This is a genomic window from Mycolicibacter kumamotonensis, assembly GCF_002086285.1.
GTDB classification, from domain to species: domain Bacteria; phylum Actinomycetota; class Actinomycetes; order Mycobacteriales; family Mycobacteriaceae; genus Mycobacterium; species Mycobacterium kumamotonense.
Window position 1 is genome coordinate 73,193 of record NZ_MVHU01000013.1, and the last position, 21,453, is coordinate 94,645.

Consider the following 21,453-nt stretch of genomic DNA (forward strand, 5'->3'; position numbering starts at 1 on the left):
CGGCGGTCCCAGCTTCGCCTCTCCTCCGTCGAGCCTCGCTGAACCGCCGGGACCAGCTCGGAGGCAAGTAGCGCAAGCACCGCCGAACAGCCGCCGTCGATCTTGACTGTCGCCAGCTCATCGCCGCGGGTGGTGCCGCGGTTGACGATCCCGACCGGGATACCGCGCGCTGCGGCATGCCGGACGAACCGGAAGCCGGAATACACCGTCAGCGACGAGCCCGCCACCAACAAAGCGTCGGCTTCGTCGAGCACTGAATAAGCCTGGGCGACACGGTCTTTAGGAACACTTTCACCGAAGTAGACGATGTCGGGTTTGAGGATCCCGCCGCAATGCCGGCAATCGACGAACCGGAACGACGCGGTATCGCTGACGACGGCGTCCGCGTCGGGCGCCACGGCGATGCCGCCGAGCCGTCCCGCCCGTTCGATGAAGCCCGGATTAAGCTCCTCCAACCGCTCGGCCAGCTGTGCTCGGCTCACCGACTTTCCGCAGCTCAAACAGACCACCGTGGCATAGCTGCCGTGCAGGTCGACCACGCGGCGACTGCCGGCCTTGGTGTGCAGCAGGTCGACGTTCTGGGTGATCACCCCGTTCACCACCCCGGCCTCTTCCAAGGCGGCCAGCGCCACGTGCCCGAGGTTGGGCGCGGTGTCGGCCATGTGGCGCCAGCCGATGTGGTTGCGGGCCCAGTAGCGCTGACGAAAGGCCGGGTCGCCGGTGAACTGGGTGATCGTCATCGGGTTGCTCGGCGGGGAGTCCGGGCCGCGATAGTCCGGAATGCCCGAGTCGGTGGAGATACCGGCACCGGTGAGCACCGCGACCCGCCGGCCCATCAGCAGCCTCAGCAGGTCGCAGACCGTAGGTTCGGCTGCGCTCATCGGACTAGCGTAGGCACTCCGCGGCCGTCGACCGCTCTGCAGCCATGTTGCGGCACATCATCTCCAGTGCGGCGGCGCCCAGTCCCGCGTCGATGTGGGCGACGGCATCGACCGGGATCACCACCGGAAGGCGACGGACGTAGGCGTCCAGGGCGGTGTAGAGAATGCACTGCTCGGTGACTTGGCCGGTCAGGATCAGCCGGCGGGTGCCGAGCCGGCCGAGCAGGTACTCCAACGGGGTGGCGTAGAAAGCGCTGTGTCGTACCTTTGTCATCTTCCGGTCGCCGGCCGCCGGGACGATGGGGCGAACCAGATCGGGGCGCTCGCCGTGCAGCGCCGACGCGACGATCTCGACGAATCCGGCGGTGAAGTCGCCGTAGTTGTCATTGACGTAGACGAGGTCGACGTCGTCGTCGGCGCGGCCGCGTTCAACCAGATCGGCGAGCGGTTCGATGACGTTCGCGACGTTGCCGGCCAATTCGTCTGCGTCGTCGTGCCGGTAGGAGTTGAGCATGTCGACGACTATCAGCGCGGTATCGGTCATGCCGTTGGTGATACCCGAAAGCTGCATGTTGACACCGCCCGGGCAACAATAGGAGCAATGGAGCATTCTGGGGACTTCTACAACGCTTACCGGCACGGGTTCGCGCGGGTCGCCGCGTGCACGCACCGAACGACGCTCGCCGACCCGGCCGCCAACGCCGAGTCGGTACTGCGGCTGGCGCGCGAATGCCACGACGACGGCGTGGCGCTGGCCGTTTTTCCCGAACTCACGCTGTCGGGGTACTCCATCGACGACATCGTGCAGCAGGACAGCCTGCTCGGTGCCGTCGAGGCGGCGCTGCTCGAGCTGGTGGCGTCGTCGGCGGAGCTGTTGCCGGTGCTGGTGGTCGGGGCGCCGCTGCGCTATGCGCATCGCGTCTACAACACCGCCGTCGTCATCCACCGCGGGCGCATCCTCGGGGTGGCGCCCAAGTCCTATTTGCCCACCTACCGGGAGTTCTACGAGGGCCGCCAGCTGGCCGCCGGCGCCGGTGAGCGGGGCTCGATCCGGCTGGGCGACGCCGAGGTCCCGTTCGGGCCGGATCTGCTGTTCGCCGCGGCCGACCTGCCCGGGTTCGTGCTGCACGCCGAGGTGTGCGAGGACATGTTCGTGCCGGTGCCGCCCAGCGCCCAGGCCGCCCTGGCCGGTGCGACCGTGCTGGCCAACCTGTCCGGCAGCCCGATCACCGTCGGCCGTGCCGACGACCGCTGCCTGTTGGCCCGGTCCGCCTCGGCGAGATGCCTGGCCGCATACGTCTACGCCGCCGCGGGGGAGGGGGAGTCGACCACCGACCTCGCCTGGGACGGCCAGACCATGATCTGGGAGAACGGCACGCTGCTCGACGAAAGCGAACGCTTTCCCAACGGACCCCGCCGATCCGTCGCCGACGTCGACCTCGGGCTGCTGCGCTCGGAGCGGCTGCGAATGGGCACATTCGACGACAACCGTCGCCACCACCGGGATGCGGTCCAGGCGTTCCGGCGGGTGGAGTTCGTTCTGAACCCGCCGCCCGGAGACATCGGACTGCGACGGCTGATCGAGCGGTTCCCGTTCGTGCCATCGAATCCGCAGCGGCTGCAACAGGATTGCTACGAGGCCTACAACATCCAGGTGTCCGGTCTGGAGCAACGGCTGCGGGCACTGAACTACCCCAAGGTGGTCCTCGGAGTGTCGGGCGGGCTGGACTCGACCCACGCTCTGATCGTCGCCGCGCGGGCCATGGACCGGGAAAACCGGCCGCGCAGTGACATCCTGGCGTTCACCATGCCCGGCTTCGCCACCGGTGAGCGCACCAAGGCCAACGCGGCCGCGCTGAGCAAGGCGCTGGGGGTGACGTTCGCCGAGATCGACATCCGCGACAGCGCGAAGCTGATGCTGACCGAATTGGGTCACCCGTTCGCACGCGGGGAGGCCGTCTACGACATCACCTTCGAGAACGTGCAGGCCGGCCTGCGCACCGACTACCTGTTCCGGATCGCCAACCAGCGCGGCGGCATCGTGCTGGGCACCGGCGACCTGTCGGAGCTGGCACTGGGCTGGTCCACCTACGGCGTGGGTGATCAGATGTCGCACTACAACGTCAACGGCGGAGTGCCCAAAACACTGATCCAGCACCTGATCCGCTGGGTGATCAACTCCGGTGAATTCGACGCTGACGTGTGCGCGGTGCTGGCCTCGGTGCTCAACACCGAGATCAGCCCGGAGCTGGTGCCGGCGGGCGACGCCGAGGAGATTCAGCGCAGCGAGGACAAGGTCGGCCCGTACGCGCTGCAGGACTTCGCCTTGTTTCAGGCGCTGCGCTACGGATTCACGCCGGCCAAGACCGCGTTCTTGGCCTGGCACGCCTGGCACGACGCGGAGGCGGGGTCTTGGCCGCCCGGCTATCCGGCGGACAAACGGCAGGCCTATTCACTGGCTGAAATCCGGCACTGGCTGAAAATCTTTGTGCAGCGGTTCTATTCATTCAGCCAGTTCAAGCGCTCGGCGCTCCCGAACGGGCCGAAGGTATCCCACGGCGGCTCGCTGTCGCCGCGGGGGGAATGGCGGGCCCCGTCGGACATGTCGGCACGGATCTGGCTCGACGAGATCGAACGGGAGATCCCGCAGCGGTAGGGAGGAGCACCGAGGGTGGCCCTAATCCGAAGGTTTCCGTTGTCACGGGCGTTGCAGCGGGCCATGACACTGCTCAGCGATCCGCCGTCGGACCCGCAGGCCGGCCGAGGTTATCTCGACCTGCTCGACGAGGCGGGGGACCTCGCCCCGCAGCAGAACACCGGCGCCATCCAGCGCCTGTGGGCCTCGCCGTTCGGGGCGATGTTCTACGACGACGCTCAGGCGATCGCCCGCCGAATGCTCGAGGCCTGGCAGCACCCGATCGACTGGCTGGACATCCCGGCCGGTGGGGTGGCGCTGGACGTGGGCTGCGGTCCGGGCAGCATCACCGCCTCATTGGCCTGCGCCGTCGGCGCCGACGGGCTGGCGCTGGGAGTCGATGTCTCCGAGCCGATGCTGGCCCGGGCGGTACGGGTGCAGGCCGGTGCCCAGGCCGCGTTCCTGCGGGCGGATGCCCAGCGGCTTCCGCTTCGCGACGACACCGTCGATGCCGTCATCTCGATCGCGGTGCTGCAGCTGATCCCCGATCCCACAGCGGCGCTACGCGAGATGGCGCGGGTGCTCAAGCCCGGTGGCCGCATCGCCTTGATGGTGCCCACCGCAGGATCGGCTTCCCGATTGTGGAAGCTGCTGCCCAAGGCCGGGGCCCGGGTGTTCGACGACGACGAGATCGCCGACACCCTCGAACGCCACGGTCTGACCAGCGTGCGGGTCAAGAACTTCGGCACCATCCAGTGGGTGCGGGCCAAGCGGCACTGATCATCTGGCAGGGTATGGCCCGTGCCCACCGTCCTGATCGAGGTCCGCCGCCGCTACCAGCCGGCCGAAGAAATCGCGATCATCGATGCCGTCCACGCCGCACTGGTGACCGCCTTCCAGATCCCGGCCAAGGACAAGAACGTGCGGCTGGTCGTGCATGAACCGCACCGGTTCGCGGTTCCTGAGCACCTGGTGCAGCCGGAGTACCGCACCCTGATCTCGATCGACTGCTTCACCGGCCGGTCCCTGGACGCCAAGCGGACCCTCTACGCCGAAATCGTGGAACGCCTTGCCGCATTGGGTATTCCGCGTGACCACGTGATGATCACCCTGCACGAGTTCGACCGGCAGAACTGGGGAATCCGCGGCGGCCAGGCCGCATCCGACGTCGAGTTGGGATTCAACGTTCGGGTGTGAGACCCGTCAACGCCGCGCTGATCGCCTCGGCATCCGGGGCGCAGTCCCCGGCGCCGGGCACCAGCGTCGCCAACGCCCCGGCAGCGCAGGCGCGACGCAACGCCTGCGCGATGCCGTGCGACCACTCGGCGGCCAGCACACCGGCGAAGACATCACCGGCGCCGGAGGTGTCGACTGCGTCGACCACCGGTGAGGGCACCTCGACGGTGCCGTCGGCCCCGGTGTAGCGCGCCCCGCGCGCACCCAGTGTCACCACCCGGTGCGGCACCGGGTGATCGAACCACGCCGATTCCGTCTGGTTGACCACCGCTACATCGGTCTGGTCGATCAGCCCGGCCGGGTCGGCACCGATCGGGGAGACGTTGACGATCACCGTCGCTCCGGCCGCCCGGGCGACCCGAGCGGCCACGGTGGCCGTGGCAACGGGGATCTCCAACTGCACCAGCAGGACCTGGGCGTCGGCGATCAGGGCGCGCTGGCCGGAATCCAAGGTCAGCGCGGCATTGGCTCCCGGTGTCACCACGATGGTGTTCTCCCCGGCGTGGTCCACGGTGATGAACGCCGATCCGCTGGATCCCGGCACCGCGGTCAACCCCTCGGTTCCGACACCGTTGACCTGCAGGTGCCGGCGCAACCGCTCGCCCGCATCGTCGTCGCCCACCGCGCCGACGAATACGACTTGCGCCCCGGCCCGCGCGGCCGCCACGGCCTGGTTGGCGCCCTTGCCGCCGGGGGTAGTGACCGGTGCCGAGCCGAAGACCGTCTCGCCCGGGGCCGGCAGGGCGGCCACGGTGAACACGGTGTCCAGATTGATGCTGCCCACCACGCACACTCGCGCCGCCATGCCGTCAGCTTTCCATTCGCGACCGCCCGACGTGCGATATCCCCTAGGGTGAGAAACCGTCCGCCTAGGGGAAGGGAGCGGCCGAGTGGACTCGGCACCGTCGACGATCACCAGCACGAGCGATGAGCGACGGCGTCGGCGATTGCTGTCCCGGATGAGCATTCAGACCAAGCTGATGCTCATCTTGCTGCTGACCAGCATCGCGTCGGTCGCGGTGGTGGGATTCGTCGAGTTCCAGTACGGCGCAGCCGAACTGCAGCGCACAGCGACCAGCAAATTGGTGCAGGCCCGCGAGGCGCAGCGCCGGGCGGTGACCAGTTTGTTCACCGAGATGACGAACTCGCTGATCGTTCTCAGCGGCGGAGCGACCGCGGCCGATGCGCTCAAGGCGTTCAGTACCGCATTCTCCGAATTAAGCAGTGCCACAGTTACTCCCGACCAGCAACGGGCTATCGTGGCCTACTACCGGGATCAGTTCGTCGGCGCCTTGCGGGAACGGACCGGAGAAGAGGCCGACATCGCCGCGCTGATGCCGACATCGACCGCGCAACGCTACCTTCAGGCCAACTACACGGTGGGCTTCGCCGACGACTCGGCGAAGCCGCGCGACGCCGGCGACGGCAGTGCCTGGTCGGCGGCGAACGCCGTGTTCGACGGCTTCTTCGCCGAGATCGTCAAGCGCTACGAGTATCAAGACGCGTTGTTGTTGGACACCCGGGGCAACGTGGTCTACAGCGTGAACAAGGGTGTGGATCTGGGCACCAACGTGTTGACCGGCCCCTACCGCGAATCGGTGCTGCGCGACGCGTACCGCAAAGCGTTGGCGTCCAATGCGGTCAACTTCGTGTGGATCACCGACTATCAGCCGTATCAGCCCTATCTGGATGCGCCCACCGCCTGGCTGGTGTCGCCGGTCGGCAACAAGGGCACGGTCGAGGGCGTGTTGGCGCTGCCGCTGCCCAGCGCCAAGGTCAACCGGATCATGACCGCCAATCGCAACTGGAAGGCGGCCGGGCTGGGGCGCACCACCGAGACCTACCTCGCCGGGCCGGACGAGCTGATGCGCTCGGACTCGCGACTGTTCCTGGAGGACCCCGAGGAATACCGCCACCAAGCGGTGGCCGCCGGGACCGCGGAGGCGACGGTGGAAAAAGCGTTGAAGCTGGGAACCACCACCCTGGTGCAACCGGTCGGTTCGCCGGGCCTGCGTGCCGCGCAACGCGGCCAAACCGGCACGCTGAATACCGGATACGACTATCTGGGCAAGCGCGAACTAGTGGCGTATACGCCGCTGACCATACCCAACTCGGACCTGCAATGGTCGCTGCTGGCGACCCGGGACTACTCCGACGCCTACGCCGGGGTCACCTCGTTCAGCAAGCGGGTGGTGCTGGCCACCACCGGGGTCATCTTCGCCATCTGTGTGCTGGCGATGCTGCTGGCCCGGCTGTTCCTGCGACCGATCCGGCGGCTGCAGTACGCCGCCCAGCGGATCAGTGCCGGCGATTACAGCGCCGCGATCTCGACCCGGACGGACGATGAGATCGGCGATCTCACCATGGCATTCAACGACATGAGCCGCAGCCTGCGGACGAAGGAGGCGTTGCTCGACGAGCAGCGAAAGCAGAACGACGAACTGCTGCTGTCCCTGATGCCCGAATCGGTAGTGCAGCGTTACCGCGGGGGCGAACAAGCCATCGCGCAGGAACATCACAACGTCAGCGTGGTCTACGCCGAACTGCACGGGATCGACGAATTATCCTCCGAGGTCTCGGCGAACGAACTGGTCACGCTGGTGGACGACTTGGTCAGGCAATTCGACGCGGCGGCCGAAGTCGTTGGCGTCGAACGGATCCGCACCATGTACAACGGCTATCTCGCCGGCTGCGGCCTGACCACCCCACGGTTGGACGGGGTGCACCGGATCGTCGAGTTCGCGTGCGAGATGCAGCGCATCGTCGATCGGTTCGACGCCAAAACCGGTCACCGGCTGAGCCTGTGGGCCGGCGTCAACACCGGGCAGGTCGTCAGCGGTCTGGTGGGCCGGTCCGGCGTCACCTACGACCTGTGGGGCTCGGCGGTCAACCTCACCTATGAATTACGCAGGGCCACATCGGAACCCGGAATCTACGTCACCGCCGTGGTGCGCGACATGCTCGGTGACAGCGAGGAGTTCGTCCCGGCGGGCACGGTGACGATCGCGGGAGCCGAGGAGCAGACCTGGCGATTGTCGGAGAAGCCGTGAGCATCCTGGGGCCCTGGTTCTACTGGGCGGTCGGGGTGGCGATCGGGCTGCCCGCAAGCCTAATCCTGCTCACCGAATGGCATGTGGCGCTGACGCGCCGGGGCAGCTACCTGGCCCGACCGGTGGCGCTGGTCCGCAACTATCTGGTGCCGCTGGGGGCGCTGCTGGCACTGCTGGTGCCGGTGGCCGAAGTGTCCGACCGGGACCCGATGGTGCGGGTCGTCTATACCGCGTTCGGCTTCATGCTGCTGGTGCTGTTGCTGTCCGGGCTCAACGTCACCTTCTTCCAAAGCGCCCCGAAAGAATCCTGGCGAGGCCGGATCCCGACCATCTTCATCGACGTCGCACGATTCCTGCTGATCGGTGCCGGTCTGGCGCTGATCCTGTCCTACGTCTGGGGCGCCAAGATCGGCGGGCTGTTCACGGCGCTGGGTGTGACGTCGGTCGTCATCGGCTTGATGCTGCAGAATTCGGTCGGTCAGATCGTCTCGGGTCTGTTCATGCTGTTCGAGCAGCCGTTCCGGATCGGCGACTGGCTGGTCACCCCCGCCGCGCGCGGCCGGGTCGTCGAGGTGAACTGGCGTGCGGTGCACATCAGCACCGCCAGCGGGCTGCAGGTGACACCGAACTCGGTGCTGGCCGGAACCTCGTTCACCAACATCAGCCGATCCGGCGGCGTGCACCGGGTAGCGGTCACGACGACGTTCGCCGTCGGCGACCCGCCGGACCGGGTCTGTGCGCTGCTGTCGCGGGTCGCCACGGCTCTGCCGATGCGAACCACCGGGGAGATGCCCGCTGCGGTGGCGCTGGGCGGCGGCGAATACCGGACCACGATCGCGCTCGACAGCCCGGGCGAGGACGGTGCGGCGCAGGCCACCTTCCTGCGGTGGCTCTGGTACGCCGCCCGGCGCGAAGGCCTGCATCTCGATGACTGCGACGACGAGTTCTCCACCGCCGAGCGGGTGGCCGCGGCGCTGCGGACGGTGGTGGCACCCGCGTTGCGGCTCACCGACGAGGATCAGCAGGCCCTGGCGCCCTACGCCACCGTGGTGCGCTACGGCAGCGACGAAACACTCGAACAGGCGGGCCATGTGCCGACCGCGATGACCTTCCTGACCGAAGGCAGTGTCCGGATCACCTGCGCGGATCCGGCCGTACCGGACGCGACGCTGCGGCACGGCGCCTTTCTCGGCGTCACCACGCTGACCCGGCAGGCCAGCCAGTTCGACGCCTACGCGCTGGAGGAAGTGACCGCGGTGGTGATCGAGCGTGAACACATCGAAGAACTGGTGATGGCCAAGCCGCTGCTGCTGCAGGAGTTGGGGCGGATCATCGACCAGCGCCGCCGGACGTCCTCGGTCGGGGCAGTTTCGTCGGATTCGGCGTTCGCCGATACCCTGGGACAATGAGCGTCCCCGTGCTTCCCGACCTGCGCCAAGAGGTCCACGACGCCGCCCGCCGGGCCCGGGTCGCTTCCCGGGCGCTGGCGTCGTTGTCGACCGCGGCCAAGAACACTGCGCTGAACGCCGCCGCCGACGCGTTGCTGGCCCACTCGGACGACATCCTGGCCGCCAACGCCGAGGACCTGGCCGCCGCCAAGGCCGCCGGAACCCCGGAGGCCATGCTGGACCGGCTCGCGCTGAACGCCCAGCGTGTCGAGGGCATCGCCGCCGGACTGCGCCAGGTCGCCGGGCTGGCGGACCCGGTCGGGGAGGTGCTGCGCGGCTACACCCTGCCCAACGGGCTGCAGCTGCGCCAGCAGCGGGTTCCGCTGGGCGTGGTGGGCATGGTCTACGAGGGCCGGCCCAACGTCACCGTGGACGCGTTCGGGCTGACGTTGAAGTCGGGCAACGCCGCGCTGCTGCGCGGCAGTTCGTCGGCGGCGCACTCCAACCAAGCCCTGGTCGACGTGCTGCGCGGCGCCCTGAAGGCCCAAGACCTGCCCGCCGACGCGGTGCAGCTGCTGTCGGCTGTCGACCGCGCCACCGTCACCCACCTGATCCAGGCCCGCGGGCTGGTCGACGTGGTGATCCCACGGGGCGGGGCCGGGCTGATCGACGCCGTGGTGCGCGACGCGCTGGTACCGACCATCGAGACCGGTGTCGGCAACTGCCACGTCTACGTCCACGAGGCCGCCGACCTCGCCGTCGCCGAACAGGTGCTGCTGAACTCCAAGACGCGCCGGCCCAGCGTCTGCAATGCCGCCGAAACCCTGCTGGTCGATCGGGCCATCGCAGAAACCGCCTTGCCACGGCTGGTGGACGCGCTGACCGCTGCCGGGGTCACGGTGCACGGCGACGCCGACGCCGCCGCCGCCGAGGACCACCTGCGCCGGGAGTACCTGGCGATGGACATCGCCTTGAGCGTGGTCGACGGCCTCGATGACGCGATCGATCACATCAACGAATACGGCACCGGCCACACCGAGGCCATCGTCACCACCAACATGGCCGCCGCGCAGCGGTTCAGCGAGCAGGTCGATGCCGCCGCGGTCATGGTCAATGCCTCGACGGCGTTCACCGATGGCGAGCAGTTCGGCTTCGGCGCCGAGATCGGCATCTCCACCCAGAAACTGCATGCACGCGGTCCGATGGGCCTGCCGGAGCTGACGTCGACCAAATGGATCGTGTGGGGTGACGGCCACACCCGTCCCGTCTAAGGAGCCGTAACCCGCATGGAAAAACCTGCCGTTCCCGCCAGCCCCGCTCAGCATTCCTCGCTGTTCGCCGATATCGGCGACGTAGCCCGGCGCCTGGCCGAGACCGGCTACCTGGCCGACACCGCCACCACCACCGCGGTGTTTCTGGCCGACCGGCTGGGCAAACCCCTGCTGGTGGAGGGGCCGGCCGGGGTCGGCAAGACCGAACTGGCCCGCGCGGTGGCCGCCGCCACCGGTTCCGGGCTGGTGCGGCTGCAGTGTTACGAGGGTGTCGACGAGGCCCGGGCGCTTTATGAGTGGAACCACGCCAAACAGATCCTGCGTATTCAGTCCGGTAACACAGGTGGCCCGGGTGGGGACTGGGACGCCACCAAGATGGACGTGTTCTCCGAGGAGTTCTTGCTGTCGCGCCCGCTGCTGACCGCGATCCGGCGCACCGATCCCACGGTGCTGTTGGTCGACGAGACCGACAAGGCCGACATCGAGATCGAGGGCCTGCTGCTGGAGGTGTTGAGCGACTTCGCGGTCACCGTCCCGGAACTGGGCACCATCGCCGCGACCCGGACGCCGTTCACGGTGTTGACCTCCAACGCCACCCGGGAACTGTCCGAGGCCCTCAAGCGCCGCTGCCTGTTCCTGCACATCGATTTCCCCGACCCGGATTTGGAACGGCGCATCCTGCTCTCCCGGGTGCCGGAGTTGCCCGAACACCTGGCCGCCGAACTCGTGCGCATCATCGGCGTACTGCGCGGCATGCAGCTCAAGAAGCTGCCGTCGGTGGCCGAGACCATCGACTGGGGTCGAACGCTGCTGGCGCTGGGCATGGACACCATCGACGACGCCACCGTGGCCGCCACCCTGGGGGTGGTTCTCAAACACCAATCCGATCAAGTGCGCGCATCCGGGGAATTGCGGCTGAACTGATGGTTCGCCGCGTCCACCCACTGCAGCCCCTTGCCCCGCACGGAATCCCGGGGCACCTGGTGGAGTTCGTCGAAGCTCTTCGGGGGCAAGGAATTTCGGTGGGCCCGTCCGAGACCGTCGACGCCGGGCGGGTGCTGGCCGCGCTCGGGCTGGGTGATCGGGAGGTGCTGCGCGAAGGCTTGGCCTGCGCGGTGCTGCGCCGGCCCGACCATCGCGACACCTACGACGCCATGTTCGACCTGTGGTTCCCCGCCGCGCTGGGTGGACGCACCGTGGTGGTGTCCGACGATCCGCAGTCGGCCGACGACGTGCCGCTGCCGGAGGACGCCGAGGACATGCGGGCGATGCTGGTCGACCTGCTGACCGCTAATCCCGATCTCGCCGATACCGATCCGCGGTTGTCGGCGATGATCGCCGCGATCGTCGGCGCCTACGGGCAGTACCGCTCCAGCCGCGGCCCGTCCTACTCGGCCTACCAGGCGCTCAAGGCGCTGGCGCTCGACGAGCTGGAGGGCAGACTGCTGGCCGGGCTGCTCGCGCCCTACGGCGACGAGCCCACCCCCACCCAGGAGCAGATCGCCAAAGCGATGGCCGCGCAGCGGATTACGCAGCTGCGCAAGCTCGTCGACGCCGAAACCAAGCGGCGCACCGCCGAACAGCTGGGCCGCGAGCATGTGCAGATGTACGGCATCCCGCAGCTGAGCGAGAACGTCGAGTTCCTGCGTGCCTCCGGTGATCAGCTGCGTCAGATGCGCCGGGTGGTGGCGCCGCTGGCCCGCACGCTGGCCACCCGGCTGGCCGCGCGCCGCCGACGCTCACGTGCGGGCACCATCGACCTGCGCAAGACCCTGCGGAAATCGATGTCCACCGGTGGGGTGCCGATCGACGTGGTGCTGCGCAAGCCGCGTCCCGCCCGGCCCGAACTGGTGGTGTTGTGTGACGTGTCCGGCTCGGTCGCCGGGTTCAGTCACTTCACGTTGCTACTGGTACATGCTCTGCGGCAACAGTTTTCCAGGGTCCGTGTCTTCGCGTTCATCGACACCACCGATGAGGTGACGCACCTGTTCGGTCCGGAGGCCGACCTGGCGGTGGCCATCCAGCGGATCACCCGGGAATCCGGGGTCTACACCCGCGACGGCCACTCCGACTACGGTCACGCCTTCGGCTCGTTCGTCGAGAAATACCCGAGCGTGGTCTCGCCGCGCAGTGCGCTGCTGGTGCTCGGCGACGGTCGCACCAACTATCGGGACCCCGGGGCGGACGTGCTGGGCCACCTGGTGACCGCGAGCCGCCATGCGCACTGGCTCAACCCCGAGCCTCGGCATCTGTGGGGCAGTGGGGATTCCGCGGTGCCGCGATATGAGGATGTCATCGCCATGCACGAGTGCCGGTCGGCCAAGCAACTGGCCGGGGTCATCGACCAGCTCCTGCCGGTCTGAACCCCTTGGCCGGCGGGCCGGACAACCGCGCTCTCTCCCCGGGGACGGGTAAGCAAGCGGGCTTTCTCCGAGAAAATAGAGTAGTCCGTTACTCTATGAACCCCCCAGAGCATCGAAATAGCCTAAGGCGTCTTAGCGAGCTTTAAGCATCTCGTTGTCATGGGGAGGTCTGTGATGTCTGACAGGAACCGCACGGGGAAGCGGAACGCCACATGCAAGGGCAAGGCGCGTCGCGCCAGCCGTGTCGCCGGTGCTGGCGCGGCGGTAAGTGCGTTCCTGACCTTCGGGATGACGCCATTGGCGCTCACACCGCAGGCCCACGCCGACGACTTCGGTCTGGATGACCTGTTCGACCCCTCATTGTGGGCCCTGCCATATGACGGCATCGACTGGGGCTCCTTCGTCGACCCGGTGGCCTGGTCGTCGTTGTTCGACGCCGCGGCGTTCGACGACGTCGCGGCAGGAGCCGCGGCGGCCGACCCATTCGGGCTGGATGCTGCGTTCAACTCGTTCATGAGTGACGTCAACTCGTGGATCAGCACCAACTGGATCGGCACCGAGTTCGGCGACTGGGTGGACAACAACCTGATCAACCCGCTGGGTGCGGCATGGGCGTCCGCGGACAGCTGCGGGTTCATCTGCAACGGCGCGGACGGGACGGCCGCGGACCCGGACGGCCAGGACGGTGGCTGGCTGTTCGGCAATGGTGGTGACGGCTGGGACAGCACGATGGCCGGTATCGCCGGCGGCAACGGCGGCGACGCCAACTTCTGGGGCGACGGCGGTAACGGCGGTGACGGCGGTGCTGGCGCGGACGGCGGTGACGGCGGCGCCGGCGGCTCGATCTTCGGCAGCGGTGGCGACGGCGGCAACGGCGGTGCCGGTATCGCCGGTACCGATGGCGTCAACGGCGTGTGGGGTGTCGCCGGCAGCGGCGGTGTCGATGGCGCCGGCCAAGACGGTGGTGACGGCGGTAACGGCGGTGCCGGTGGTGCCGGCGGCGCCGCGACCGGGTGGCTGAACTTCCTCGGTGGCCACGCCGGCAACGGCGGCAGCGGCGGTATGGGTGGCTCGGCCGGCAACGGCGGCGACGGCGCGCTCGCCACCGCCGCTCACATCAACGGCGGTAACGGCGGTGACGGCGGCGAGGTCGGTAAGGGCGGGGCCGGTGGGGCGGCCGGCGCCGGTGGCGGTGGCAAGGCCGGGACGGCCGGCGCGGACGGAACCGGCGGGGGTAACGGTGGTGATGGTCAGGACGGCTTCAGCCCGACCACTCCAGGCGCCGCTGGCGGGGCCGGCGGTGACGGCGGTGACGGTGGCTCGAAGGGCAACGGCGGTAGCGGTGGTGCCGGTGGCGACGGTGCAGATGGTGCAGCAGGGCAGATCGGTGGTGCCGGTGGTGCCGGCGGCGACGGTGGTCTGGGCGGCGCGCTAGCCGGCAATGGCGGCAACGCCGGTGCGGGCGGTCAAGGCGGCGCCGGCGGTGACGGCATGCAGGGCAACACCGGCACCCAGGGCGTGGCCGGCGTGAACAACGGTGCCGGCGGTAACGGTGGTGCCGGCGGTAACGGCGCCGATGGTGGTGCCGGTGGTGCCGGCGGCAACGGCGGCCAGGCTCAGGCCGCCGGGTACAGCGACGGCCTCAACGGCGACGGCGGTGACGGCGGTGCCGGCGGTAATGCCGGCGCGGCCGGCAACGGCGGCGACGGCGCGGCCGGCATCTGGGGTGTCAACGGGCAGTACGGCGACGGGTCGGGCGGTGCGGGTGGTAACGCCGGCACGCCGGGCACCGTTGCCGGTAGCGGCGGTCAAGGCGGCGCGGCCGGAACCGGCGGCGTCGGCGGCAGTGCCGGTAATGACGGCGCCGACGGCGGCGTGCCGACACCGGGCTTGGCACACGGTGGTGCCGGTGGTGCGGGCGCCGCCGGCAACGCCGCACATCTCAATGGCGGCCATGGCGGTGACGGCGGCACGGGTGGGACCTACGGCAACGGCGGCACCGGCGGCGAGGGCGGTGACGGGTTCCAGGGCGTGACCGGTGGGGTCTTCTCCAACGGCAACGGCATGGACGGCGGTACCGGGGGCACCGGCGGTGACGGCGGTAACGGTGGTCTGGCCGGCACCTTGGCCGGTTCCGGCGGCCACGGCGGTAACGGCGGTGACGGCGGTACCGGCGGCACCGGCGGGACCGGCGCCAACGGTCAGCCCGGGACCGGCGATGACGGCGGCAACGGCGGCAACGGCGGGATCGGCGGGGCCGGTGGACATGGCGGTGATGGCGGCGGCATTCCGGTCACCAATCTCACCGGTGGGCTCGGGATCGGAGGCAACGGCGGCAACGGCGGGAATGCCGGCGCGGGCGGCAACGGTGGGGACGGTGCCACCAACGCCACCCCGGGTGGTGACGGCGGCAGCGGCGGTCACGGCGGGGACGCCGGCACGACCGGCGGTGCGGGCGGTATCCACGGTCAGCACGGCGGCAGCGATGGCAGCGCTGGCGGAGTCTCGCACGTCGCCGGTAACGGCGGTAACGGCGCGGTGGGCGCAAACAACTCCGGGACCGGTAACACCGCCGGTGCCGGCGGCGACGGCGGCGACGGCGGTGCCGGGGGCACCCTGGGCCAAAACGGTAACGGCGGCAACGGCGCCAACGGCGGTACCGGTGTCAACGGCGCCAACGGTGGTGACGGCGGCAACGGCGGCAGCACCGACATCGGCAACGCCGGTGACGGTGGTGACGGCGGCAGCGCCATAGGCCTACCGACACCTGGCGCTAACGGCGGCAACGGCGGCAACGGCGGTAATGGCGGACACGTCACCACCGCCGGTGACGCCGGCGACGGCGGCGACGGCGGCAACGGCGCCAGCGACAACGGCGGGGCCACCGGCGGTAATGGCGGTGACGGCGGTGACGGCGGCTACATCGACACCTTCGGGCTGGGCAACGCCGGCAACGGCGGCGCAGGCGGCGGCGGCGGCGTTGGTGGTGCCCTCGGCGGCCAAGGCGGCGACGGCGGTGACGGCGGCTACAACGACGGGTTCAACCCGGGCAACGCCGGCAACGGTGGTGACGCCGGTGCAGGCGGCGTCGGCGACGGCTTCGGCAACGGCGGCGTGGGCACCGGTGGCGCCGGTGGCACCGGCGGCGCCGGCGGCAACATCACCTGGTCGGGCATCCACGGCAACGCCGGTAACGGCGGTGACGGCGGTGACGGCGGGGTGGGTACCGGCGTCGGTGGCAGCGGTGGTGACGGCGGTGGCGCCGGCGCCGGCGGGAGCACCGTCGGCACCGGTAACGGCGGCAACGGCGGTGACGGCGGGTCCGGCGGCGGGGGCGTCAGCGGCGCGGGCGGTGGCGACGGCAAAATCGGTGGTGCCGGCGGCGGCGCCGTGACCGGTAACGGTGGCAACGGCGGTGACGGCGGGTCCGGCGGCAACAGCGCCGGCGGTGTCGCCGGCGCCAGCGCGGCGGGCGGTGCCGGCGGGAACACCACGACCGGCAACGGCGGCAACGGCGGCAACGGCGGTAACGGCGGCAGTGGCACTGCGGGCAACAGCAACGGTACTGCCGGCAGCATCGGCGGCCAGGGCGGGACCGCGGTGGTCGGCAACGGCGGTGACGGTGGTGACGGCGGATCCGGCGGTCACGGATTCGGCACCGGCAACGCCGGACCCGGCGCTAACGGCGGTGCCGGCGGCGCTACCACCACCGGCAACGGCGGCGCCGGCGGGGACGGCGGTGCCGGCGGCGACGGCGGCGTGAGCGGCTTCGGTGGCGCCGGGGGCACCGGTGGTGCCGGCGGCGGTACCGCCACCGGCAACGGAGGGTCCGGCGGCAAGGGCGGCAACGGCGGCGACACCGGCTTCAACTCGATCACCGGGGATGGCGCGCTGGGTGCCACCGGCGGCGGCGGCGGTGACGGCGGTGACGTCAGTATCCAAGGCAATGGCGGCGCTGCCGGTGACGGCGGTGACGGCGGATCCGGCGGCAACGGCGGTCCGGTCGCGGCCGGCACCGCCGGACACAACGGCGGCACAGGCGGCGCTGCCGGTGCCGGCGGTACCGGCGGTGATGGCGCGGGCACCGGCAACGGTGGCGCCGGCGGGAACGGTGGCGTCGGCGGTCTCGGCGGCAACGGCAGCAACGGCAACTCCGGTGCCAACGGGCCCGGCCAGGACGGCGGTGACAGCGGTTACGGCGGCGCCGGCGGCGGTGGCGGCACCGGCGGTCAGGCACTGGGCTCCGGCAACGGCGGTGCCGGCGGCGACGGTGGTGACGGTGGGAAGGCCGGCGACGCCGGCAACGGCTCGAGCGCCACCAACGCCAACGGCAACGGCGGCTCAGGCGGCAGCTCCGGTGATGGTGGTACTGGCGGTACCGGCGGTACCGGTGGCAAGGCCAACGGCACCGGAACCGGCGGGCAGGGCGGCCTCGGCGGTAACGGCGGTCAGTTCGGTAGCGGCGGTGACGGCGGAAACGGCACCGGCACCGGCTCTGGCGGCAATGCCGGTCTGGGCTTGAACAACGGGGACGTCATCGGAATCGTCAATGGCGGCAACGGCGGTACCGGTGGCGACTCCGTCGCTGGTGACGGCGGGGCCGGCGGCAACGGCGGCAACGGCGGCAACGGCGCCGCGGTCGCCGGCAATGGCGGCAACGGCGGCGACCAGGCCGGCGCGGCCGGCGACGGCGGTACCAACGCCGGCGGAATCGGCGGGAAGGGCGGTGATGGCGGCAACGCCCTCGGCGCGACCGGTAACGGCGGAGCAGGCGGTAACGGCGGAAAGGGCGGCAACGGTGTGGCCACCGGCGGCACTGGCGGCAACGGCGGCGCAGCCACCGCACTCAGCCCGGGTGCTGACGGCGGCCAGGGCGGCGCCGGCGGATTCGCCGGTCTCGGCGGCGACGGCGGTAACGGGGGTAGCGCCGCGGGATCCGGTACCGGTGGTGCCGGCGGTAACGGCGGTGACTCCGGAATCGCAGCAGGCGGCGGCCAAGGCGGCAACGGCGGCGACGCCTCCGCCAGCCAGGTCGCCGGCGCCGGCGGAGCCGGCGGCCAGGGCGGCAACGTCGGCTATGTGCCTATCGCGCCTACCGGCAACGGCGGAACCGGCGGCGATTCGGTTAACGGTGACGGCGGTGCAGGCGGCAATGGCGGCAACGTCGGCAGCGGCGGGCTCGGCGGTGACGGCGGAACCGGCGGCGAGGGCAACGCCGGGGGCGGCGGGCAGGCGGCCGGCACCGGCGGCGCTGGCGGCAGCGGCGGCGCCGGCAACGCTGGAGGTGCCGGCGGCGGTGGCGGTAACACCACCGGCACCACGGTCTCCTCGACCGGTAGCGGCGGGGCCGGCGGCGACGCTGGGAAGTCCGGCGCCGGGGGTAACGGCGGTAACGGCGGCACCGGTGGTGCGGCCGCGGCCGGGACCGGGTTCGGCGGTGACGGCGGTCGGGGCGGTGACGGCGGTGCGGCCGGAGGCGCCAACACCGGCGGTGACGGCGGCGACGCCTATGGCACCGGTAACGGTGGCGACGGCGGTACCGGCAGCACCGGTGGCGCCGGAGGTAGCGGCGGTGCCGGGGGCACCGGCGGTGCGGGCGTCAACGGCACCGGCGGCGGCAAGGGCGGCAACGGCGGCGACGGCCAAGACGGTGGCAACGGCGGGGACGGTGGCGCCGGTGGGGACGCCGTCAACGCCGCGCTCGGCGGGGTCGGCGGTCACGGCGGCTCGGGCGGTGCCGGGGGTGCGGTCGGCGGCGGCGGTACGGGCGGAACCGGGACCGACGGGGGTGGAAACGGTTCCAGCGGCAGTTCCGGTGCCACGCCGGGTGACAACGGCGCGGCCGGTCCTGACGGCACACCGCCGCCGCCCGCATGATGGTCGGCTGAGGCCGGCAACACGACCACGGTCGTCGGAAACTCGAATCCGGCGACCGTGGTCGCATCATGAGTGCCGGCGGTATCGGGTTCAGGCCTCCGACTGGACGCAGTTGAGCAGCCGGATCAGCTGGTCGCGCCGCTCGATCCCGAGTTTGGCGAACATCCGGTACAGATGCCCATCGATGGTGCGCACCGAGACCGAGAGCCGGGCGGCGATCTCACGGTTGGGCAGGCCCGCGGCGACCAGCATCGCGATCTCGCGCTCGCGGGCGGTTATCGGCAGGGGCTGGGCCGCCGCCGCGACTGCCGGAGTATGGATATCGCCCTGACCGGCCAACCACTGGGTTCGGGTCGATGCCTCCAATTGCTTGCTGCGTTGGCCGCTGCGTGCGTACTCGGCCGACGCCTGGGCCGCCGCATCGGCGGCGAATGCGAACGCCCCCATGGCCGCGAATCTGTCCGACGTGGTGCTCAACAGGTCGCCGTTCTGGTCGGCCAGGCCGCGAGCGTGGGCAGCAATCGCCTCCGCCAACGGGGTGGCCAACGTCTCGGCGAGCTCTGCCAACCGATCCGCATGTGTCGGGTCGCCGAATCGAACCGCGGTGTGCAACGCCCGCAACTCCACAGCGAGCATCCCGAATCGCCGGGCGCGCTGCGCCGCCCGCAGCGCGTGGGCTCGCCCCTCAGACGTCTGGCCGTGCGATGCCCGTTCCCAAGCTCGGGCCAGCTCGAGTTCCGGCTGGAATGCGGCGATTTGCGGCCCGTAGGCGTTTTCGCAATGCCGTAGTGCGACCGAAGCCGACACAGCGTTGCCCCGGGCCGCTTCGGCTTGGGCCGACCAAGCGGAAGCCAGCATCGGCCACATCGAAGGGGCAGCACCCGACAACACCGGCGCCGAATCCTCAAGCACCGAACACGCCAAGGGCAATTGGCCCCGTGCCAGGTGCACCAAGCCGAACAGTACCCCGGCCATCGCATCCGGTTCGGGCACGCCGGCGGCCATGGTGGCATAGCGTTCAGCGACCGTCTCGGCCCTGCAGTAGTCACCAGCGGTGACCAGCGCCATGACTTCGGCGATACCGAGGCTGAACCGAATCGTGCCCGCGCGACCGCGTGCGGCGGCCCGCAAACCTATGTCGGCGATCCTGGCGACCTCATCGAAGCGCCCCGCTTTGGCCAGCGCGTGCGCGGTTGCCAGGGCAAGCAATGCCGTTGCCGCCGGCGACAATTCCTCCGCGCATAACGGCGGTTCGGACCGCATCGTCATGGTGAGATCGCCGGTGAAGAACGCGAAGGCCGTTTCGAGGGCGTGGATCAGCTCGACCCCCACCTCCGAGTGGGCACGATCCCGTACCTCAGCAAGAACCCGCCCCGCGGAATCGATTTCACCGCAGTTCCAAAAAAGGTTAGACGCGCGAACACAGGCCCACTGGACTACCGATGATTCATCGACGCCGTCGATTGCGACATCGGTCAGTACCTTTTCGGCGTCATCGCCCCGGCCCTGCCAACACAGTGCGTGCCCGAGAACGAGTGCTGCGGGCAAGCCGCCGTCGCGGTCAAAGACGAAGCGGGCCAGTTCTTCTGCGTGACCCAAGTTGGACATAGCCGCCGCCTTCACCGCCGCGCCCAAGATCAGATCAACGTCGGGTTCCAGGTCACTGTGAATCATGAATTGGGCCATCCGGATCTTGCCACGCACGTCAGGCAACCGCAGGCGTCGGCCGCCTTTGCGGAAATATTTGTCGAAGGCATTGAACAGCACACCGTTGAGGCGGCGCGCGCGCACCACCCCGACACGCTCCAGCACCGCTTCGCCGAGAATGGGATGGTTCACCTGCACCAGCGTTCCCCGGCCGTCGGAAGCCAGGTGAATCAGTCGCTGATGTTCCAACTCGGAGACGACTTCCGGAGAACAGAGTTCGCGGAAGACCTCCCAATCCAGCAACTCGGCGGTCGCCAGGATCTCTAGTGCCTCCAGTTGTTCCGGAGTGAGGGATTGGAGTCGCAACTCAAGCAGGACCGACAGTTCCTGGTCCGGGTGCAGCGAACCCTTGAGCTGCCAGCCGTACTCGTCTTCCACCAGGACGCCGTTCTGCCGCCCGCCCCGCAGCAGCCCGCGCAGATACAGTGGACTTCCGCCGCTTCGGTCGTGCAGCCGGCTGATCACTTGCGGGCTGACCACACCACCGAGGACCCGGCGTGCCAACTCGCCGGTCTGTTCGCGGGTGAACGGGTTGATACGCATGTTCCGCAGCAGCCGTTCTTTGAGCAGTGCGGTCACCGCATCGAGAAGCCTCTCGCCCGATCGGACCACCAGGATCAGTTGCGCCGTGCCTTCGGCGGCAAGCTGGTAGACCAGGGTGGCCGACAACGGATCGAGCAGCTGAGCGTCGTCGACGACGATCAGCGGATTGTCCAAGACGGCGAAATTCTGGTGTGCCGTCGCCAACATCGCCGCCGGCTCGTGGGCGACATCGACGGTCACCGACCGGGAGAACGCCCCCAGCGGTACATCAAGCCCGGTCTGGGTGCCCAGCACGAATCGGACGGTGCGCCCCTCCGCGGTGAGCCGGGCCCCTAGCGCACGGGCCAGCGTCGATTTGCCGACCCCGCTATCGCCGACCAGTGCGACGCCCTGAAACCCCGAATCCGGTTCGAGGGCCGCCAACGACTCACGCAGCTCGCTGTCGCGGCCAATGAACGGCCACGCGGTAGAAGATTCAGCCGTCGTGCGCAAAATTTTCCAC

The 21,453-nt window shown here is 69.8% G+C and carries 12 protein-coding genes and 1 pseudogene; 9 read left to right on the forward strand and 4 right to left on the reverse strand.

Annotated features, from left to right (window positions below):
• Positions 1 to 47: 47 nt before the first annotated feature.
• A pseudogene (locus BST28_RS10890) lies at positions 48 to 881 on the reverse strand (NAD-dependent protein deacetylase); the annotation flags it as partial.
• 4 nt (positions 882 to 885) lie between these two features.
• Positions 886 to 1,425, reverse strand: a complete 540-nt coding sequence (locus BST28_RS10895) for a cysteine hydrolase family protein (RefSeq protein ID WP_083081002.1) — start codon at positions 1,423 to 1,425, stop codon at positions 886 to 888.
• Positions 1,426 to 1,482: 57 nt separating this feature from the next.
• Between BST28_RS10895 and BST28_RS10900 the strand changes: the two genes are divergently transcribed.
• The 3 genes from BST28_RS10900 (at position 1,483) to BST28_RS10910 (ending at position 4,713) form a co-directional block, all read left to right on the forward strand.
• Complete coding sequence (locus BST28_RS10900; protein ID WP_083080980.1) at positions 1,483 to 3,537, forward strand: NAD(+) synthase; 2,055 nt, start codon at positions 1,483 to 1,485, stop codon at positions 3,535 to 3,537.
• 63 nt (positions 3,538 to 3,600) lie between these two features.
• The gene (locus BST28_RS10905) at positions 3,601 to 4,296 is read left to right on the forward strand and encodes a class I SAM-dependent methyltransferase (protein ID WP_083080983.1); all 696 of its coding nucleotides are present in this window, start codon (positions 3,601 to 3,603) and stop codon (positions 4,294 to 4,296) included.
• A gap of 21 nt (positions 4,297 to 4,317) precedes the next feature.
• Positions 4,318 to 4,713 carry a tautomerase family protein gene (locus tag BST28_RS10910; RefSeq protein WP_019738276.1) on the forward strand — a complete coding sequence of 132 codons (396 nt, stop codon included), beginning with the start codon at positions 4,318 to 4,320 and terminating at the stop codon, positions 4,711 to 4,713.
• On the opposite strand, the gene BST28_RS10915 is transcribed toward BST28_RS10910, so the two are convergent.
• A complete protein-coding gene (locus BST28_RS10915) occupies positions 4,697 to 5,557 on the reverse strand; it encodes a ribokinase (protein ID WP_019738277.1) in 861 nt (286 codons plus the stop codon). The two genes, BST28_RS10910 and BST28_RS10915, sit on opposite strands and share 17 nt — an antisense overlap.
• Before the next feature lie 154 nt (positions 5,558 to 5,711).
• Here BST28_RS10915 and BST28_RS10920 point away from each other — a divergent pair, with 154 nt between their 5' ends.
• The 6 genes from BST28_RS10920 (at position 5,712) to BST28_RS25085 (ending at position 18,701) form a co-directional block, all read left to right on the forward strand.
• The gene (locus BST28_RS10920) at positions 5,712 to 7,802 is read left to right on the forward strand and encodes an adenylate/guanylate cyclase domain-containing protein (RefSeq protein WP_234808254.1); all 2,091 of its coding nucleotides are present in this window, start codon (positions 5,712 to 5,714) and stop codon (positions 7,800 to 7,802) included.
• Positions 7,799 to 9,211, forward strand: coding sequence for a mechanosensitive ion channel domain-containing protein (locus tag BST28_RS10925; RefSeq protein ID WP_065288309.1), 1,413 nt, complete (start codon positions 7,799 to 7,801; stop codon positions 9,209 to 9,211). The genes BST28_RS10920 and BST28_RS10925 overlap by 4 nt, the downstream gene beginning before the upstream one ends.
• Complete coding sequence (locus tag BST28_RS10930) at positions 9,208 to 10,461, forward strand: glutamate-5-semialdehyde dehydrogenase (protein WP_083080988.1); 1,254 nt, start codon at positions 9,208 to 9,210, stop codon at positions 10,459 to 10,461. Before BST28_RS10925 ends, BST28_RS10930 begins: the two co-directional genes overlap by 4 nt.
• 15 nt (positions 10,462 to 10,476) lie before the next feature.
• The gene (locus tag BST28_RS10935) at positions 10,477 to 11,385 is read left to right on the forward strand and encodes an AAA family ATPase (protein WP_083080991.1); all 909 of its coding nucleotides are present in this window, start codon (positions 10,477 to 10,479) and stop codon (positions 11,383 to 11,385) included.
• Entirely contained in the window at positions 11,385 to 12,824 is a 1,440-nt protein-coding gene (locus BST28_RS10940) for a vWA domain-containing protein (protein ID WP_083080994.1), read from the forward strand. Before BST28_RS10935 ends, BST28_RS10940 begins: the two co-directional genes overlap by 1 nt.
• 174 nt (positions 12,825 to 12,998) lie before the next feature.
• Complete coding sequence (locus BST28_RS25085; RefSeq protein ID WP_165758070.1) at positions 12,999 to 18,701, forward strand: PGRS repeat-containing protein; 5,703 nt, start codon at positions 12,999 to 13,001, stop codon at positions 18,699 to 18,701.
• Between the two features lie 90 nt (positions 18,702 to 18,791).
• On the opposite strand, the gene BST28_RS10960 is transcribed toward BST28_RS25085, so the two are convergent.
• Positions 18,792 to 21,443 carry a helix-turn-helix transcriptional regulator gene (locus BST28_RS10960; RefSeq protein WP_109560682.1) on the reverse strand — a complete coding sequence of 884 codons (2,652 nt, stop codon included), beginning with the start codon at positions 21,441 to 21,443 and terminating at the stop codon, positions 18,792 to 18,794.
• Between the last annotated feature and the right edge of the window lie 10 nt (positions 21,444 to 21,453).

What these genes read in the sequence shown, in the direction of transcription:
- BST28_RS10905 (WP_083080983.1), top strand. Translation starts at nt 3,601, where the DNA reads ATGACACTGCTCAGCGATCCGCCGTCGGACCCGCAGGCCGGCCGAGGT.
- BST28_RS25085 (WP_165758070.1), top strand. Translation starts at nt 12,999, where the DNA reads ATGTCTGACAGGAACCGCACGGGGAAGCGGAACGCCACATGCAAGGGC.
- BST28_RS10940 (WP_083080994.1), top strand. Translation starts at nt 11,385, where the DNA reads ATGGTTCGCCGCGTCCACCCACTGCAGCCCCTTGCCCCGCACGGAATC.
- BST28_RS10935 (WP_083080991.1), top strand. Translation starts at nt 10,477, where the DNA reads ATGGAAAAACCTGCCGTTCCCGCCAGCCCCGCTCAGCATTCCTCGCTG.
- BST28_RS10930 (WP_083080988.1), top strand. Translation starts at nt 9,208, where the DNA reads ATGAGCGTCCCCGTGCTTCCCGACCTGCGCCAAGAGGTCCACGACGCC.
- BST28_RS10920 (WP_234808254.1), top strand. Translation starts at nt 5,712, where the DNA reads ATGAGCATTCAGACCAAGCTGATGCTCATCTTGCTGCTGACCAGCATC.
- BST28_RS10915 (WP_019738277.1), bottom strand. Translation starts at nt 5,557, where the DNA reads ATGGCGGCGCGAGTGTGCGTGGTGGGCAGCATCAATCTGGACACCGTG.
- BST28_RS10895 (WP_083081002.1), bottom strand. Translation starts at nt 1,425, where the DNA reads ATGACCGATACCGCGCTGATAGTCGTCGACATGCTCAACTCCTACCGG.
- BST28_RS10900 (WP_083080980.1), top strand. Translation starts at nt 1,483, where the DNA reads ATGGAGCATTCTGGGGACTTCTACAACGCTTACCGGCACGGGTTCGCG.